This window comes from Pseudomonas oleovorans subsp. oleovorans (assembly GCF_002197815.1).
In the GTDB taxonomy this organism is placed as follows: Bacteria; Pseudomonadota; Gammaproteobacteria; order Pseudomonadales; family Pseudomonadaceae; genus Aquipseudomonas; species Aquipseudomonas oleovorans.
Window position 1 is genome coordinate 130,113 of the sequence record NZ_NIUB01000007.1, and the last position, 18,033, is coordinate 148,145.

The window sequence follows — 18,033 nt, forward strand, 5'->3', positions numbered from 1 at the left end:
GCGAAAAAGCGGAGTTTACGAGCTGTAAATGAGCATTTTGATCGGACTCGCGCACGAGCCTGTTTTTAACGCAGCAATGGCAACGCAGATAGTTTTTCAACGGCCTGTTAGATGGATACTAAGGATTAGGACTGCATCCATGACTGCATCCCCCCTGCCCTGGCAGGCTGACAAGCCTTATAACCAACTTCCGCCATTGCCGCCCACGGCAGAGCTGGAAACCCGTGCAGTGCTCAAGCGCTGCATCGAGGCCCGCACAGCCCTGGCGGAATTGAAGCAGGCAGCCGAGCTGATTCCCAACCAAACGGTATTGATCAACACCATCCCGTTACTGGAAGCCAAGGACAGCTCGGAAATCGAAAGCATCGTCACTACCACGGATTTGCTCTTCCAGCATGCCCAGGATGGCGACAATCACGCCGACCCGGCCACCAAGGAAGCCCTGCGTTATCGCAAAGCCCTGCACCAGGGCTATCTGTCCTTGAGCGAGCGCCCACTCTCGACCGTTACGGCAGTGGAGATCTGCCGCACGCTCAAGGGCGTGAATATGGATATTCGTCGGGTGCCGGGTACCCAGTTGGCCAACGACCGCACCGGCGAGATCATCTACACACCACCGGAAGGTGAAGACCATTTGCGCGACCTGCTCGCCAACTGGGAGCGCTTCCTGCACAACGAAACCGACCTCGACCCGCTGGTACGCATGGCCGTTGGGCATTACCAGTTCGAAGCGATCCACCCGTTCGCCGATGGCAACGGCCGCACCGGGCGCGTGCTCAACACCCTGTACCTGATTCAGGAAGGTCTGCTGAGTCTGCCGATTCTCTACCTCAGCCGTTACATCATCGCCCACCGCGCTGATTACTACCGCCTGCTGCTGGATGTCACCCGCGACCAGGCCTGGGAACCTTGGCTGCTGTACATGCTCAGCGCCGTGGAAGAAACCGCCCGCTGGACCACCGCCAAGATCGCCGCCATCCGCAGCCTCTCGGAACACACCACCGAGTTCGTGCGCGAACGCCTGCCGAAAACCTATTCCCGTGAGCTGGTCGACGTGATTTTCGAACAGCCCTACTGCCGTATCAGCAACCTGGTCAACAAGCAGATCGCGCAGCGTCAGGCCGCCTCCCGCTACCTGAAAGAGCTAGTCGGCATCGACGTGCTGCGCGAAGTGCAGGTCGGCAAGGAAAAACTCTTCATTCATCCCAAGCTGATGCAGCTCCTGACGCGCGACAGCAACGAATTCCAGGCCTACGCCTGACCTTTATCGAGACGTACCCATGAGCAAGCAAAAAGACCAATTCATCGCCCTGCTGGGCGAACTGTTCCAGCTCAACCAACCCGAGCTCGACTTTGGTTTGTACCGCATCCTTCACGCCCGTAGCGCCCAGATAAAGGCCTTTATCGATACCGAACTGGGCAGCGAGATCGATGCCCACTTTGCCGAGCAATCGCAAAGCAACGCCCACGACTCGCTCGAAGCCGCTCGGGTCAGGGTCGCCGAAACACTCGGCGAAGATGCCTTCCTGCCCACGGGTGAACTGAAACCCGAGTATCGCGGCACCAAGGTTGGCAAGGAGTTCGAGCTCGCTCAGCAGCAAGCCCGCGACGGCGGCGGCGTGTTGGCGGACGATGCCCAGGTCTACGAGCACCTGTACCGCTTCTTCAGCCGCTACTACGACAAAGGCGACTTCATGTCCAAGCGCTACTTCGTCGCCGAGAACGACAGTCGCGCCGCCCCCTATGCCGTGCCTTATGACGGCCGCGAAGTCATGCTGCACTGGGCCAACAAAGACCAGTACTACATCAAGTCGAGCGAAGCGCTGAGCAACTTCACCTTCGACCTCAGCACGGCACAGGCCAAGGAACAAGGCCAGCAAAGCGGCTTCGACTTCCAACCCGCGCATGCCACCCCGCTGAAGGTGCACTTCCGCCTGGCCGCTGCCGCAGAGGGTGAGCACAATAACGTCAAGGAGGGCCAGGAGCGTTTCTTTATCATCCACGCGGCAGAGCCGCTGAAACTGGAAACCAACGATAAAGGCCTGCCGGAACTCGTTATCCAGTTCGACTACCGTCCGGATCATGAAAAAACCGGCCAGGCGGCCACCTGGCAACAAAAACGCCTGGCTGAAGCCGAACAGGTGATTGGCGATCAACTCGCCAAGCTGGCCTCAGCAACTCAGCAACTCAGCAACTCAGCAACTCAGCAACTCAGCAACTCAGCAACTCAGCAACTCAGCAACTCAGCAACTCAGCAACTCAGCAACTCAGCAACTCAGCAACTCAGCAACTCAGCATTTTACTTTCGCCAGCACCCACTGGCAAGCAGCCTAATCGAACTTTATTAGGGAAATACCTGAGTCAATTCACTGCACGCAATACCATGGATTACTTCATCCATAAAAACCTGGGTGGATTCCTGCGTCGTGAGCTGGATTTCTATATCAAGAACGAGATCATCCGCCTCGACGATATCGAAGCTGCCGATGCTCCGCGCGTGGATGACTACCTGAAGAAGCTGCGTGTACTGCGCAAGATTGCCCGCCGTATTATCGACTTTCTCGCCCAGCTCGAAGACTTCCAGAAGAAGCTTTGGCTCAAGAAGAAATTCGTAGTTGAGACGAATTGGCTGATCTCATTGGATCGCATCTCTGAAGAGCTATATTCCGACATCTGTGCTGAAGCCAATGCAGCACCAGAGGATGGCCTACTAAAGCAATGGAGGGAGCTGTTTGACATCAGAGTTACCCAACTGACCCCCAGTTTTCTTAACAAAAATAGCGCACTGGTAATAGACACGGCACAGCTAAGTGACGAACTCAAATCTCGCATCATTGCCAGCATTAGCGAGCTGGAGGAGCGTGCCAATGGCGTATTGGTCAACGCCCACAACTTCCATGCATTAGCCTTGCTGAACACGCGCTATAAAAAATCAGTAAAAACTGTCTATATTGACCCGCCTTACAACACTGGCGCCGGAGAGTTCCTCTACAGGGATGGATACAAAGAATCCTCTTGGCTCTCCATGATGGCCAATGCAGTTGAGCAAGGTCATTCTCTTCTAAAACCTGAGGGTTCGCTATTCGCCTCAATCGATGACAACGAATCGCACCGCCTAAAACTCAATCTCGAACAAGTATTTGGCGCTGAAAATCATATCGCTGATATTGTTTGGCAGAAAAGATATGCCCCAGATGTAAGGACTATAATCAGCGATGCACATGAATATGTACACTGCTTCGCAGTAGAACGGGAAAAATTCGCAGAAACAAGACGCAAGCTTCCGCTGACTGCGACCCAAACTAATCAATTTGACAACAGCGATGATGACCCTCGCGGCCCCTGGAAAGCTGCTGACTTTACAGCTCAGGGGTATCGCCCAAATCAAATGTATGAAATTACCAACCCTGCAGGTCAGGTAATGACACCACCAGCAGGACGTTGCTGGGGCGTAGTTGAGGAAAAGTACAAACAACTGCTTGCAGATAATCGCATGTATTTTGGCCGAGATGGCACGGGCAGACCTGCAGTTAAGCGTTTCTTGAATGAAATGGATGGAATGGTTCCTTGGACATGGTGGTCTTGCCAGGATGTCGGTCACTCTCAAGATGGCATGAAAGAAAGTGTGTCCTACTTTGGACGTGAAGGCGCATTCCTGACAGCAAAACCTCTGGAGCTAATCAAGCGTGTTATCAAAATCAGCAGTGCTAATGGAGACATCATTGCAGATTACTTTGCAGGCTCAGGCACCACTGCTGATGCTGTGATTAGGCTGAATGCTGAAGAAAGCTTCAATAGGCGCTTCCTATTGGTTGAAGCCGGCGAGCATTTCGACTCAAAACTCAAGACTCGCATTCAGAAAATTGGCTATACATCAAAATGGCGCGAGGGTAATCCAGAAACTGCCGACGGCAACTCTCTCCTGGTGAAGTACATCCGCCTGGAATCTTTCGAGGACACGCTAAACAATCTCCAACTCCCAGATACGCCTCGTTTGAATGTCAGCGCGACCGACTCCAGTGAGATGGCCCGCGACTATTTGCTCAAATACTGGCTGGAATTCGAAACGGCTGGCAGCCCGAGCCTGCTCAATGTTCGCGAATTTAGTGACCCGACCGCCTACAAGCTCAAGGTCAAACAGCCAGGCAGCGATGCCCAGGTGGAGAAAACCATCGACCTGGTGGAAACCTTCAACTGGCTGATTGGCCTGCATGTCGCCCACCTCGATCAGCCGCGCCGCTATGCCATCGAGCTGGTGCGCGAAACCGATCCCGAGCTGCCGCAGGATCAGGACACGCGCTGGCGCGCCACCTCCATCAAGGAGCGTGAAGACGGCGAGTTCTGGTTCCGCGCCGTGGAGGGCCATGTGCTGCGTGTACCGGGTGATGAATTGTCACGCGAGCGCGTGCTGGTGATCTGGCGCAAGCTCACCGGCAACTCCGGTCGCGACCAGGCGGCGCTGGAGGCCTGGTTGGGCAAACGTGGCATCAACCCACGTGAGAGCGAGTTCGCCCGTATTTACGTCAATGGCAACCATGCGCTGCCCAGCGATGGGGAAGCGGCCCTGCGCGTTCAGTTGATCGAACAAACCTTCGCTCAGCGCATGTGGGAGGACGCCTGAGATGGCTCGTGCTCCACGTAAAGGCAAAGCTCAGCCGCCCTTGGTGGCCAGCCATTTCCAAGAGGCGTTGGTGCTCAACCAGTACCTGATCAGCCTGTTTGGCATCGACCCGCTGGTTACGCACAAGGACGGCACGCACAGCGTTCGCCCGCTGGAGATCATCGCCAAAAGCCTGCGCGGCGCTACGGCGGGCATCGACAAGAATGGCAAGCATCATTTCCTCACCGCCCTGCTCTCGCACTTACCGCCCCATGCCGCATTGACCCCGGCCCAGTTGGAGCGCTACGACGCCAATCTGGTGGCCCATACGCGCACCATCAATGCGCGGCGCAAGCACAAAGGTGAAATTGCCTGGAAGTACTTCCAGTGGCTCACGCTGCTGTTTGTCGAAATCTACCTCGACCGCTATTTCAACGACCGCCAGGGGCTTTGTGTTGCTCTCAATGCCTTTATTGAGCGCTTCAACCAGCACCACCTCACGCAGGGGCGCGAAACCGGCATCGGCGCTTACGCCGTCGAAGACCTCAACAAGCTCTGCCTGCAGAACGCCACAGGCAGCGGTAAAACGCTGCTGATGCACATCAACCTGCTGCAGTTTGCCCACCATGCGCGGACAACCGGCCAGGCCGATGATTACAGCCGGGTGATCGTGCTCTCGCCGAATGAGCGCTTATCCGAGCAACACGAGCGTGAGCTGCGTGAGAACGGCTTCTACCCCGAGCCGCTGCGCCAGGAAAGTGACCTGATCTCGCGCGGGCAAAATGCCCTGGATGTGCCGCTGCTGACCGAAATCACCAAGCTGGCGGACGAGCAAAAGGTCAAGCAGATGGCGGTCGACAGCTTCGGCGATGCCAACCTGCTGCTGGTGGATGAAGGCCATCGCGGCATGAGCGGCAGCGACTGGAAGAGCAAGCGCGACAAGCTGGCAGCAAAGGGCTTTACCTTCGAGTACTCAGCCACCTTCAAACAGGCCGTCAAGGCTGCCAATGACCGTGCACTGGCTGAAAGCTACGCCAAGGCCGTGCTGTTCGATTACAGCTACCGCTACTTTTATGCAGACGGTTACGGCAAGGACTACCGCATCTTCAACCTGCCCAAGGATGAACAGGCGCACAAGGACACCTACCTCACCGCCGCCCTGCTGGCGTTCTACCAGCAACTACGCATGTACACGGAAGCCGGCAAGCGTTACGCCGGCTATAACCTGGAAAAACCGCTATGGGTCTTCGTCGGCGCCAGCGTCAGCGGGCGCAAGGTCGACGAGGAAAGCGTATCGCCCTCGGACGTCGCGCAGATCCTCGATTTCCTCGCGCGCTTTCTGGCCCATCGTGAAGCCTTCACCACGCTCATCGACACCGTGCTCAACGGCAATAGCCAGCAGACCGGCCTGCTCGACGCCCAAGGCCGCGATATCTTCATACAGTCTTTCCCCTACCTGAAAAGCTTGAAGCAAAGCGCGGCGCAGCTTTATGCCGACATCTGCCAACGCCTGTTCCACGCCCCTGGTGGTGGTCATCTGGTGGTCGAGCGGGTGAAAGGCGACAGCGGCGAACTGCTGCTCAAGGTGGGCGAGGCCGAACAACCCTTTGGCGTGATCAACGTGGGTGACGCCGCAGCGCTGGCCAAGCATGTGCAGAGCGAGCTGGAAGACAAACACTCCCTGGCCGAGGTTCGCCCGAGCGAGTTTGGCGAGCCGGTATTCGCGGACGTGCACAAGCCGACTTCGCCCATCCATATGCTGGTCGGCTCGAAGAAATTCATCGAGGGCTGGGACTGCTGGCGCGTGTCCAGCCTTGGCTTGATGCGTATGGGCCAGAGCGAGGGCGCACAGATCATTCAGCTTTTCGGCCGTGGCGTGCGCCTGCAAGGCAAGGACATCAGCTTGATGCGTACCAGCCGCTATCAGCCGGTCAATCCGCCACAGGATATTCACTTCCTGGAAACGCTGAACGTGTTCGGCGTGCAGGCTGACTTCATGGCGACCTTCCGCGACTTTCTGGAAAGCGAAGGCCTGCCTCCGAACGACGCGCCGCATGTCGAGGAAATCAAGCTCAACGTCACCCATGACTTCGGCCAGAAGCTCAAGATCCTGCGCTCCAAGTTCCGCAAGGACACGCAGGAGCAGTACGACTTCCGCAAACATGGCCCCATCGTGGATCTCAGTATCGATGCCCTCCCCCCAGGCATGACCAAAGGCGCCATGCCGCTGGTGGTCGATCGCTTCCCACGTCTGCAGATGCTCCAGGCCACCGAGGTCACCGGCCAGACACCAGAGGCTATGGCCAACCCGCCCCGCCACTTCGACAACCTGAGGCTGTCGATGCTGGACTGGGATCGGCTTTGGTTCGATTTGGAGCGTTTCCGTCGCCAGCGACATCTGGATAACGTCATCATCAAAGCCGGGGCATTACGCTCGTTGCTGGAGATCCCGGACTGGTATCGCATCCTGGTGCCAGCGCATTGGTGGACACCTTCGATGGCCAATCTGCGTCACTGGCAGTCCATTGCACTGGAATTGCTCTGTGGCGCTCTCGAACGCTGCTTCAATCACCAGAAGCGCAAATATCTCGACCCGCGCATGGAGCTGGTGCTGCTCACGCGTGAGCATGAAAACCTGCCAGGCGACGACGCCAGCTATCAGTTGATCGTCGAAGCAACGGAGCAATACCTGATCGACGACATCCGCAAGCTGAAGGACGAGCTCGCTCAGGTTGGCTGGCGTGACAGCGGCTATATCCAGGGTTTAAGGCTGGATGCTCACCTCTACGAGCCACTACTTTCCAGCGAGAAGGTGAAGATCCAGCCTGTCGCGCTGAACAAATCCGAATTCCAGTTCGTTGACGACCTACGCCAATGGCTGCAAGCCAACGAGGCGAATCTTGCCGAGCGTGGCGAGCGCATCTTCTTGCTACGCAACCTGGCTCGCAAAGGCGTTGGCTTCTTCGAGGCGGGTAATTTCTATCCCGACTTCATCCTGTGGTGCCTGAAGCCTGACGGCAGCCAGCACATCTGCTTCATCGACCCGCACGGTCTTGAGCATGAAGGCCCTGGCAGCGACAAGGTTCAGCTCGCGCAAAACATCAAGGATCTTGAAGCGCGCCTGAATGATCCAGAAGTGAGGCTAGAGTCGGCCATCCTATCGCCAAGTACGAACCGCATGCGTATCGAGCATCTGTGGAGCCAGCAAGGCCTTGCAAAGCCTGATCTGAGTGATCTGCACGTCTTCTTCATTGGCGAAGAGGGCTATATGGACGAAGTGCTGAGCCTCGTATTGCAGTGAGCCACCATAGCAGCGGGCTACTCAACCCGCTGCCATGATCACTCACATACCACAGTAGTCGCGTTCGACTTCACTTCGACAGATCAGCCTGCACCCGGCGCGGCAGCACGGAGAGGAAGTTGTCGCGCGCCACCTTGTGCGCCACGTCTTCGGGCAAGGCATCGAGGAACGGGTCGAAGCCCTTCATGTAGTCGCCCAGGCTGCCGAAACGGCCGACCACATCCGAGCCCAGCATGAAACGCTCCGGGTAACTGCTGACCAGATGCACCCATTTCGGATCAGGCTTGCCGTCCGCGTCCAGCAGATAGGGGCGCAACATGGTCCAGGACAGGTCGATATAAAGATTCGGGTACTGGCCGAGCATGCGCTCGACCGTCTCCAGGAGGAAGTCGAGCTTCTCCTGATGACGGTGAATCTCGGCGCTGGTGCCGGCATGCGCCCAGATGAAACGCACATGCGGGTGGTTGCGCAGCGGCGCCTCGATTTCCTCCAGGAACAGCGGTTCACGCTCGCGCTTGGAGGTGATGTTCGAATGCAGCATCACCGGCAGGTCATACTCGGCGGCCAGATGGAACACCCGCGCCAGCGCCTCGTTGTTGGCGCGCGGCGCACTGCCGTGAATCAGCGCGGTGAGGTCGTCGTGACGGGTGAAGACCTCGCCGATGCCCTGCCACAGGCCGGGGTGCAGCTCCAGCATACGGCGGATGTGCGCATCGGCGTTCTTGTCGTTGGGATTGAAGCCGGACAGAAAGGGATGGAAGCGCTTGCGCTGCTCGGCGGGCAGACGCCTGTAGGCGGCCGCGATGAACACGTCGGTAGCGCTGTACCAATAGGCATTGGCGTCATCACCGGCGTAATAACGCGGACGCTTGGGCTCGTCCTCGTCCCATTTCTTGGCCACCGGAATACCGGAGAACATCACATGATCGACGTTGTTTTCCGCCATTTTCTCCAGCAGTTCGTCCATGCCGGCACTTTCCTGGAAAAAGTCGACGTAGTGCAGGTGGGCGTCGCTGTAGCGGTATTCGCGGGCCTGGGCGCTGCAGACGATAGCGGCACTGAGCGCGAGTATCCATGGCATCGTTCGAGATGTGAGCAAGGCGAGTCCTCCTGACGGTACGAGCAGCATAGACCGCCGAGCGACCCGGCAAGTTCGGAGATCACCCCACGCCATTCGCATCAGCGCCCTCAAAAGAAGCAGGCAACCAGAGGCCGCACCAAGCCGGAACATTAATAGCTGGCTAACGGCCTGAAACGGCCATGGGTACGTCAGCCAATGATGGCACCTCGCTTGCAGTGACTCAGGCAGACCAAACAGGGGAATCATCATGTTGCAGTTGCTGCGCAAGCCAACCCGCAAGGCCCAGGACGAGGCCGCATTGGACGCTTTGTTCCAACAGCACGACCTCACGACTCGCCTCCCGGCGGACTACCAGTGGATGGTGCGTCTGAATGATTTCAGCGCCGGCCTCCAGCAACGTATCCGCGCCAGCCTCGGCGCCGCCGTCGGCATCGCCGCGCATGCGCCTCAACTGGCGCGCATCGCCGCTGCCAACCAACAAAGCGGACAGACGCTGGCACAGTCATCGGAGTTGATCGCCAGCGCCAGCGAGCAGGTCACCACCACACTGGACGCCGAGCTGGTGCCCGGCGCTGGCGAAGTCGCGCGCTTGTCCGCCGAGGTTTCCGCCACCCTCAACCAATGCCAGCAAAGCGGCCAGGCGGTACTACGGCAAGTCGAAGTGATCGATGCCAGCGAGGCGCAACTGGCTCAGGTGATCCAGCAACTGGCCGGACAGCTCGATGAAGTGAGCAAGGTCATTGGTGTGATCGCCAGCATCTCCCAACAGACCAATCTGCTCGCCCTGAACGCCGCCATCGAGGCCGCACGCGCGGGTGAACATGGTCGGGGCTTCGCCGTGGTCGCCGAGGAAGTGCGGCGTTTGGCTGGCCATACCACCGATGCCACCGGCCAGGTCAGTGGCATCATCGAACGTTTCCGCGAGGGCATGCAGCAGCTCGGCAGTGCCGGCCAGCACATGAACCAGGCGGTGGCCGACGGCCGCGCCGGCATTCTCGCCGTCAGCGGCGGACTTGACAGCACGCGCCAGGCCATGGATCGCCTGGACGCTCAGGTTGGCCAGATCGCCGCCGGCACCGAGCAGATCGGCCAGGCGGTGCGCTCGATCAACGGTGATGTGCAAAACATCGCCCAGGTCGCTGGCGAGCTGCTTGGCAAGGCTGGTCAGGTGCTGCATCACAGCAAGGCCGTGCGCGAAGACGGTGATCGCCTGCTCGCCGGGCTCGGCGACTTCCGCCTGGAAATTCACGCAGCCGTGCGCGCCAGCGTCGAACAACTGGCCAAACGCCCCGAGCTGGCCAGCGATGTGACAGCGGCCGAACGACTGCTTGCCGATACGCTGACGCGCGACAGCCGTTTCGAGCTGTTCTACCTGGTAGACAGCCGCGGCGTGCAGATTTCCGAGAACGTCTTCGCCGCCGATGTGGCGCACGGTGAGGATGCCAGCTGTCGCGGCCGCGACTGGAGCCAACGCCCCTGGTTCCGCGCTGTGGCCGAGCGCATGGAGAGTCATATCACCCAGGTCTACCGCTCCTCGGCCACAGACGACTTCTGCTTTACCGTGTCGGTACCTATCATCGACAGCCAGGGGCGCCTACTGCGAGTGCTGGGGGCCGATGTGCGCTTGTCGGCACTGGTGTGAACAGAGCTGCCTGAGCCAGGTCTGTTGACGCTTCGCCGCGACCGCGCCGGGAGCCCTTTCTCGCCGCAACGCGGCTTGCTCCGGAGCGCCAACAGCGCCTAGGCTGGCGGAAATTGCCGTCACGCCTACAAGGAAGCACCATGATCCGCATTCACAACCGCAAGGGCCTGCAGCAGCAGATCGAAATCGGCTCGCACCAGCTCCTCGGCGATGTTTCGACCGAGCTCGGTGGTGAAGGCGCCGGCCCCGATCCGCACGACCTGTTCGACTCCTCGCTCGGCACCTGCAAAGCCATGACCCTGCTGCTCTATGCGCGCCAACGCGGCCTTGCGCTGGAAGGCATCGACGTGCACGTCGAGCGTGACGACAGCGAGGAGCGCCAGGGCAACTACCGCCTGATAGTCGACCTGGCGCTCAAGGGGCCACTGGACGAGACACAGCGTCAGCAACTGCTGCGCGTGGCGGACAAATGCCCGATCCACAAGCTGATGACCACCACCGACATCCAGATCGAGACCCGCCTGGCGGGAGCTCCGGCATGAGCGAGTTACAGCTGATCCGCCCGCGCGCCGAGGACATTCCCGGCCAACCGATTCTGCGTCCCCTGCCCTCGGCACGCTTTCGCAGCATCGGCCCCTTCGTGTTCTTCGATCACATGCTGGAGCATGACTACCCGGCCGGCAAAGGCATGAACATTGCCCAACATCCGCATATCGGCCTGTCCACCCTCACCTACCTGTTCGAAGGCCAGCTGCAGCACAAGGACAGCCTGGGTTCGGACCAACTGATGGGTCCTGGCGATGTCAGCTGGATGACCGCAGGGCGCGCCGTTGCCCACGTCGAACGTACGCCGCCCGAGCAGCTCGGGCAGAACAAGCGAGCCCACGGCCTGCAGGTATGGCTGGCCTTGCCGGAAGCCGAGGAACAGTGCGAACCGGCTTACAGTTATCACCCCGCCGCTTCGCTACCCCGCAGCGAAGCCATGGGCGTGCAGATCACCCTGATCGCCGGCAGTGGTTTCTGCCTCGAATCACCAGCACCGGTTCGCTCACCGACTCTGTATGCCGAGCTGCGCCTGGCCGCCGGTGCCAACCTGCTGATATCCGCCGAGCACAGCGAACGAGCCCTGTACCTGATCGATGGCGAAGCCGAGCTGGATGGCGAGCCCCTGCCCCGGCATACCATGGCGGTGATCCCGACAGACGAAACGCCCGTGCTCAGCGCCTGCGGCGAATGCCACCTGGCCCTGATCGGCGGCGAACCCATTGGTCCACGGCGAATCAACTGGAACTTCGTCGCCACCAGCCCGGAGCTGATCGACCAGGCGCGCCAGCGCTGGGCCGCGGGCGACTGGCCGCAAGTACCAGGCGAATCCACGCGCATCGAACTGCCGCGCTGAAACCGCGCCATCAATGACAGGCGCGCAAAGGCGCCTGTCGCTCGCAAAGGATTGCCCTCTTGTCCTCGTATCGCCCCCTCGCTGGTCTGCTGTTTTTGCCCACATTAGCAACCCGACGGCAGCCGTGTGGAACTAAGCATTCCCGAAGGCAACGACGCAGAACCGCCGAGCTTCGCCGTCGAGGACTACGATTTCGACGACCACCCGGATCTGGCGATTCGCGTGCCGGCCGGGATGGTCAACTCCGCCCACCACGTTTACCTCTACCGTCCGGCCCTGCGTCGTTTCGAGCAGTTGCAGATACCGCCAGCACTGATGGAACGCGTCAATTGCGCATGGCTGTCGGAGCTGCAGCCCAATAATGATGAAAACAGGCTGCGCCCATCGGGCGCAGCCTTTCGCTCAACGCATCGCAAACCTGGCGTCACTGCTCGGCGAATACCTCATCGAACAGATCGTTCATCGCCTTGAATGCTCGCGCGGCGACCACCGGATGGTATTCGTTGCGACCCGGCACGTTGGCCTTGGGGTTGGTGAACGAGTGCACGGCGCCGCCGTAGCTCACCAATTGCCAATCAGTCTTGGCCGCCTTCATCTCGGCGATGAAGCCGTCGACCTGCGCCTGCGGTACGGCGGGATCATCAGCCCCATGCAGTACCAATACCGGCGCCTTGATGTTCTGGGCATCGGCCGGATTGGGCGTATCCAGATTGCCGTGGAAGGATACGAAGCCTTTCAACTGCGCCCCAGAGCGCGCGAGTTCCAGCACCGTGCCACCACCGAAGCAGAAGCCGATGGCACCCAGCTTGCTCAGATCCAGTGCCACCTCGCCGTTCTGCGCCTTGAGCACCTCGACTGCAGCCTGCGCCCGCTTGCGCATCAGCGGGCGATCTGCTCGCACGGCAGTGGCCGCAGCCCCTGCTTCTTCGGCATTGCTGGGACGAATGGATTTACCGTACATGTCGGCGACGAACACCACGTATTTGTCGCCTGCCGCACGGGCGGCCTTGGCCACGGTGTCTTCATTCACCCCCATCCAATTGGGAACGGCGAGCAGCCCAGGGCGCGGCGTGGTGACCGAATCGTCGTAAACCAGCACGCCTTCGAACGCTTCGCCATCGATTTCGTACGCAACTGTCTTGGTCACGACCGCCGCATTGGCAAGACCGGCGAATGCGGCGCACAACAGGGGAATCAGTGTCTTCTTCTGCATGGTGAGGCCTGCCCTTGGCAATGGTAGCCCCTAACAATAGCCTCACCTTCGACAATGACTAAGTCGAGAGGAGGCGGGTTTTAGACAGGAGATCTCAAGCGGCAGGTTGTTCGGCCCAGCGTTCCTTGATCTGCAGAATCTCGGGCAAACAAGCGATGAACAGCTCGACCAGGCGCGGATCGAAATGACGACCGCTCTGCTCACGCAAGAAGTCGACCGCAGCCTCCACAGTCCATGCCTGCTTGTAAGGGCGCACGCTGGTCAGCGCATCGAACACATCGGCGATGGCGACGATGCGGCCCTCCAGGGGAATGTCCTCACCACTCAGACCGTTGGGGTAGCCGCTGCCATCCCACTTCTCATGGTGCGACAGGGCAATGCGTTGCGCCGTGCGCAGCAGCCCCGAGCTGTGCTCACCGATGATCCGCGCACCGATCTCCACGTGCTGGCGCATCACCTGCCACTCCTGCTCGTCGAGCTTGCCCGGCTTGCGCAGCACGGCATCGGGTATGCCAATCTTGCCGACATCATGCATGGGTGCTGCATTGAGCAACTCCTCGGCAGCGCTCTCGCTGAAGCCGGCGGCCAACGCCAGCACCTTGGAGAAATGGCTCATGCGGATAACATGCAGGCCGGTCTCGTTGTCCTTGTATTCAGCCGCCATGCCCAGGCGCTGGACGATCTGCAAGCGAGTCTGTTTCAGCTCGTCGACCCGCACCAGTGACAGGTGGGTACGCACACGCGCACGCACGATCGGCGGGCTCACCGGCTTGGTGATGTAATCCACCGCGCCGACCTCGAAGCCACGCGCTTCATCGTCGACATCGCCCAGGGCGGTAACGAAGATCACCGGAATCGTATGTAGTAACGGATTGGCCTTGAGCTGTTCGCACACCTCATAGCCAGTCATGCCCGGCATCATCACGTCGAGCAGAATCAGGTCGGGCCGCTCACGCTCGGCCATTTCCAGGGCGCGCGGCCCTTCCTTGGCGAACAGCAGGCGATAGTCCTCCTGCAGGATATGGCGCAGCACCTGCAGGTTAGTGGGTTCGTCGTCGACCAACAGTAATAGCGGGCGAGTATCGGCAGCCAGGGTCATGATGCAGTCGCGTCCTCATCTTGCAGTCGCAGCAACAGTCGATCGAGCACCTGCAGGGCCTGATCGAAATCAAAGTCATCCAGCGCCTGGCGTATGTCGTTCAGGGCCGCGCTGTAGGCCGTACTCTCGGTGGTCTGCGCCATGGCTGCAAGGACTTCATCGTCCAGACCGCCCCGCTGCAGCGCGTGTCGCAGCTGACTTGCCTGTTCACGCAGCGAGCGTGCGTCAACAGCCGAACTTTCGCTCGTAGATGCCGTATCCGGCACCTGCGGCACTACGTCCTTGACCGTTAACAGGGCCTGCTCAAGTTCCACGATCAGTGCAGGCAGCGCCTGCTCGTCTCGCACTTGAAAGGCCCGCTCGACCGACTGCCCCAAAGTGGCAAGGCTGCTCATGGCCAAGTTTGCGGCGGCACCATGTAGGCGATGAGCAAGCGCCTCGCCCTCTTGCCAGTCGCGTGCCGCCAGCAGTCGACTGAGGCGCACCGCCAGATCATGCTGTTCGCCAATGAACGTATTGATCGCCTGAGCCATACGCAGCGGCCCGCCCCACAGGCTGCTGCCGCGAACCCAGTCGAACAGGCCGTCGGCGGCGACACGAGTGGCACTGACCACTGCGCCGGGCACATCGGTCAGACCCAGCAGACGGGCAACTTCCCAAAGCAGTGCGTTGAGATCCAAAGGCTTCGAGGCGAAACCATTCATCCCCGAGTCCAACGCCGCCTGACGGTCCTGATCAAGTACGCTGGCGGTCAGAGCAATGATCGGAATCGGCTCTCGCGCCTCGGCGGCCTCCAGCTGGCGGATTCGTCGCGACGCCTCCAGGCCGTCAACACCCGGCATCTGCACATCCATCAGGATCAGATCGAAACGCTGCTGGGTGAACGCCTGTAGTGCGCCTTCACCATCGGCGACGCAGTGTACGCGATGGCCGAAATGCTCCAGGGTCAGTTGCAACAATTCGAGGTTCTGCGGCACGTCATCGGCCGCCAGAATATTCAGCCGCCCCAGTTCAGGCAGCACGGCGCGTTGCTGCGACGCCAAGCGCTTGCCGGCGCGCAGCGGCAATTCGATGCTGAAGCAGCTGCCCTGCCCTTCGGTACTTTCGACCCGCAAGCGCCCCCCCCATCAACTCGACCAATTGCCGAGAGATGGTGGTACCGAGGCCGGTACCACCGAAACGTCGACTCATCGACGCATCGGCCTGGGCGAACGGCTCGAAGATCTTCTCCAGGCGGTCGACTGCGATACCAATGCCGGTGTCTTTCACCGCCAGACGCATCGCGCCCGGCTCCCCCGTCACTTTCAGGCGAACCTCGCCGTGCAGGGTGAACTTGACCGCATTACCGAGCAGGTTGGTCAGCACTTGTTGCAATCGCAGTGGGTCCCCGCAGAAGAACTCGTTGGTCGTTGCCGGGTAATCCAGATGCAGTTGCAGGCCTTTGCTTTCGGCCGTCAGGCGCTGCGTTGCGAGCACCTGCTCGCACAGTTCGCGCAGGGAGAAATCCAGTTGCTCCAGCTCGATGGCACCACGGTCGAGCTTGGCCGTGTCGAGGATGTCATTGAGCAAGCCCAGCAATGAACGCGACGAATGCTGCACGGTGCTCAGGTGACGACGCTGCTCACTGGAAAGCGGGGTTTCCAGCAGCAGGTCGGTAAAACCGATGATGGCATTCATCGGCGTACGAATTTCATGACTCATGTTGGCCAGGAAGCTGCTGCGCGCGGCAGCGGCGGTCTCGGCGCGATCACGGGCAGCCCGCAGATCCTGTTCCATGACGCGGCGCGGGGTCAGGTCGGTTGCCAACTTGACGACCTTGAACGGCTTGCCGTCGGTGTCGAGGATCGGGTTGTAGCTGGCCTGAATCCAGACATCCCGTCCGCCCTTACCAAAGCGGTGGTATTCGCCTGCACGAAAATGACCCGCACGCAGATCCATCCAACCCTGGCGATAAGCATCGCTTGCCACCAGCTCAGGAGCGCAGAACATACCGTGATGGCGCCCTACCACCTCCTCCTTGTCATAACCATACAACGCCAGTGCATTGTCGTTGATGTCGAGGATATTGCCGTCGAGGTCGAACTCGATCAATGCCATCGCCTTGCTGATCGCGGTGTCCTTGCCTTCGTATTCGGCATTGCGCCGCTTGGTTTCGGTCTGGTCGAGCAACACGCCGTCGATCCAGCGCGGCATACCATTCTCGTCGCAAACCGGGCTACCACTTTCCCATATCCAGTGCTCGGTTCCGCTACGATCAAAGAGACGATATTCGACGGTATAGTTGCACCCTAGCTCAATGGCCTGAACGACCTCGTCAACGACCCGCTGGTAGTCGTCCGGGTGATACATATCGGCAATCGAACAGCGGCGACTGATGAAGTCGTCCGCGCTCCACCCCGTGAGGGTCTGCACCGCATCGCTGATAAATATCATGGTCCAGTCCCGGTCCAGCATGCAGCGAAACGACACACCAGGAATGTTGCTGATCAACGAGCGGTACTGCTGCTCGCTGTCACGCAGGGCTCTCTCCATGGCCTGTCTTTCGCTGATGTCGGCGACGAATACCACAAACAGCGGCCGGCTGCCTGAATGGGTAACGCCAACGCTGATGCGCACAGGTTTTTCTTCACCCTCTCGAGTCAGGCACACCAGCTCCTGCTCGCCCGCCGGCATCGTCAGGCGTCCGGTTCTGAGGTAGCTCTCCAGCAGTACCTCCACCTGTTCGACATGGCTGGCAGGCATCAGCGAGCGCATGTGCATGCCCACCAGCTCGTGCGGTAACCAGCCGAATAGGCGCGAAACCGCACGATTGGCCGAGCGCACAGTGCCGGTGTGATCAACGGTGACGATGGCATCCAGCGCGGTATCGAAGATCGAGCGCAGATGCTGTTCGCTGGCCTTGAGCTGGAGGCTCATGCGGCGATAGCGCAGCAGCGTGTTGACCGATACCACGAATACCGTAAGAGCTACGGTCAGCAGTGTGATGGCGATAGCGATATAGTCACTGTCGACCACCCCCATTGGCGCTACCGACTCCGGCGTACCGACGAAACGTGCCGCCGCCATGCTGGTGTAATGCATACTGCTGATTGCCAGGCCCATGACCAGCGCGCTGATCAGCAACGACAAGTACGTCGACAGGCGTCCCTCCAGACCGAAGCGCACCCACAGCGCAACGATAGCCAGGGCGACGGCCACGACTATCGACAGCGCGAACATCCAGGGGTCATAACGCAGCAGCGGCGCCATCTGCATCGCCGCCATGCCGCTGTAGTGCATGGCACCAATACCAGCACCAACCAGCACACCACCGACGCAGAGTTGCAGCAGGCTCAGATCACGTCGCGCCAACAGATTCAGGGCGACCCAGGAGGCTGCCAGGCTCGGCAGCATGGACAGCAGCGTGATACCCAGGTCGAAACGCACCGCCGCACACAGCTCGAAAGCGAGCATGCCGAGAAAGTGCATGGCCCAGATGCCACCGCCGAACGCGAGGGAACCGGTAAAGATGGTGATTTGCCGGGCGACGGGGTGGGAACTGTCGCGCGCCTCACCAGCCAGTTGCAACGCCATGCCAGCGGTGAACACGGCAATGGCCAGTGACAACAGCACCAATTCGGGATCGTAGCGGCTGAGCACGAGAACACTAGGATCCGCGCCCATGATGAAGAACAACTCGAGAATCGACATACAACCCC

Annotated in this window: 13 protein-coding genes; 8 read left to right on the plus strand and 5 right to left on the minus strand. The window is 59.9% G+C overall.

Annotation, left to right across the window (positions count from 1 at the left end; genetic code table 11):
• Positions 1 to 139 precede the first annotated feature (139 nt).
• Genes fic through PSOLE_RS06140 form a run of 4 tightly spaced genes read left to right on the plus strand, consistent with a single transcriptional unit; the run spans position 140 to position 7,901 of the window.
• A complete protein-coding gene (gene fic / locus PSOLE_RS06125) occupies positions 140 to 1,261 on the plus strand; it encodes a protein adenylyltransferase Fic (protein WP_074857258.1) in 1,122 nt (373 codons plus the stop codon).
• A 19-nt stretch (positions 1,262 to 1,280) separates the two neighbouring features.
• On the plus strand, positions 1,281 to 2,348 hold the full coding sequence (locus PSOLE_RS06130) for a hypothetical protein (protein ID WP_088339299.1): 1,068 nt from the start codon (positions 1,281 to 1,283) through the stop codon (positions 2,346 to 2,348).
• A 35-nt stretch (positions 2,349 to 2,383) separates the two neighbouring features.
• On the plus strand, positions 2,384 to 4,621 hold the full coding sequence (locus PSOLE_RS06135) for a site-specific DNA-methyltransferase (RefSeq protein WP_083393728.1): 2,238 nt from the start codon (positions 2,384 to 2,386) through the stop codon (positions 4,619 to 4,621).
• A gap of 1 nt (position 4,622) precedes the next feature.
• A complete protein-coding gene (locus PSOLE_RS06140) occupies positions 4,623 to 7,901 on the plus strand; it encodes a DEAD/DEAH box helicase family protein (protein WP_074857261.1) in 3,279 nt (1,092 codons plus the stop codon).
• 70 nt (positions 7,902 to 7,971) lie between these two features.
• Here PSOLE_RS06140 and PSOLE_RS06145 read toward each other — a convergent pair whose 3' ends face one another.
• A complete protein-coding gene (locus PSOLE_RS06145) occupies positions 7,972 to 8,982 on the minus strand; it encodes an amidohydrolase family protein (protein ID WP_074857264.1) in 1,011 nt (336 codons plus the stop codon).
• 247 nt (positions 8,983 to 9,229) lie between these two features.
• Here PSOLE_RS06145 and PSOLE_RS06150 point away from each other — a divergent pair, with 247 nt between their 5' ends.
• The 4 genes from PSOLE_RS06150 to PSOLE_RS06165 all read left to right on the plus strand — a co-directional run bounded on the left by PSOLE_RS06150 (position 9,230) and on the right by PSOLE_RS06165 (position 12,494).
• Positions 9,230 to 10,624 (plus strand): methyl-accepting chemotaxis protein, encoded by a 1,395-nt coding sequence (locus PSOLE_RS06150; protein ID WP_074857267.1) that lies wholly within the window; start codon positions 9,230 to 9,232, stop codon positions 10,622 to 10,624.
• Positions 10,625 to 10,764: 140 nt separating this feature from the next.
• Entirely contained in the window at positions 10,765 to 11,166 is a 402-nt protein-coding gene (locus PSOLE_RS06155; RefSeq protein WP_074857270.1) for an OsmC family protein, read from the plus strand.
• Entirely contained in the window at positions 11,163 to 12,023 is an 861-nt protein-coding gene (locus PSOLE_RS06160) for a pirin family protein (protein WP_074857273.1), read from the plus strand. Before PSOLE_RS06155 ends, PSOLE_RS06160 begins: the two co-directional genes overlap by 4 nt.
• A 126-nt stretch (positions 12,024 to 12,149) precedes the next feature.
• On the plus strand, positions 12,150 to 12,494 hold the full coding sequence (locus tag PSOLE_RS06165) for an FG-GAP repeat protein (RefSeq protein ID WP_242445011.1): 345 nt from the start codon (positions 12,150 to 12,152) through the stop codon (positions 12,492 to 12,494).
• On the opposite strand, the gene PSOLE_RS06170 is transcribed toward PSOLE_RS06165, so the two are convergent.
• The 4 genes from PSOLE_RS06170 to PSOLE_RS06180 form a co-directional block, all read right to left on the minus strand.
• The gene (locus tag PSOLE_RS06170) at positions 12,448 to 13,236 is read right to left on the minus strand and encodes a dienelactone hydrolase family protein (RefSeq protein WP_074857276.1); all 789 of its coding nucleotides are present in this window, start codon (positions 13,234 to 13,236) and stop codon (positions 12,448 to 12,450) included. The genes PSOLE_RS06165 and PSOLE_RS06170 overlap by 47 nt on opposite strands.
• A gap of 94 nt (positions 13,237 to 13,330) precedes the next feature.
• Positions 13,331 to 14,335: a response regulator gene (locus PSOLE_RS06175; protein ID WP_074857279.1), complete on the minus strand. Its 1,005-nt coding sequence runs from the start codon at positions 14,333 to 14,335 to the stop codon at positions 13,331 to 13,333.
• A complete protein-coding gene (locus PSOLE_RS24575; RefSeq protein WP_244597270.1) occupies positions 14,332 to 15,450 on the minus strand; it encodes a response regulator in 1,119 nt (372 codons plus the stop codon). The genes PSOLE_RS06175 and PSOLE_RS24575 overlap by 4 nt, the downstream gene beginning before the upstream one ends.
• Complete coding sequence (locus PSOLE_RS06180) at positions 15,347 to 18,025, minus strand: PAS domain S-box protein (protein ID WP_244597271.1); 2,679 nt, start codon at positions 18,023 to 18,025, stop codon at positions 15,347 to 15,349. The genes PSOLE_RS24575 and PSOLE_RS06180 overlap by 104 nt, the downstream gene beginning before the upstream one ends.
• Positions 18,026 to 18,033: the final 8 nt, after the last annotated feature.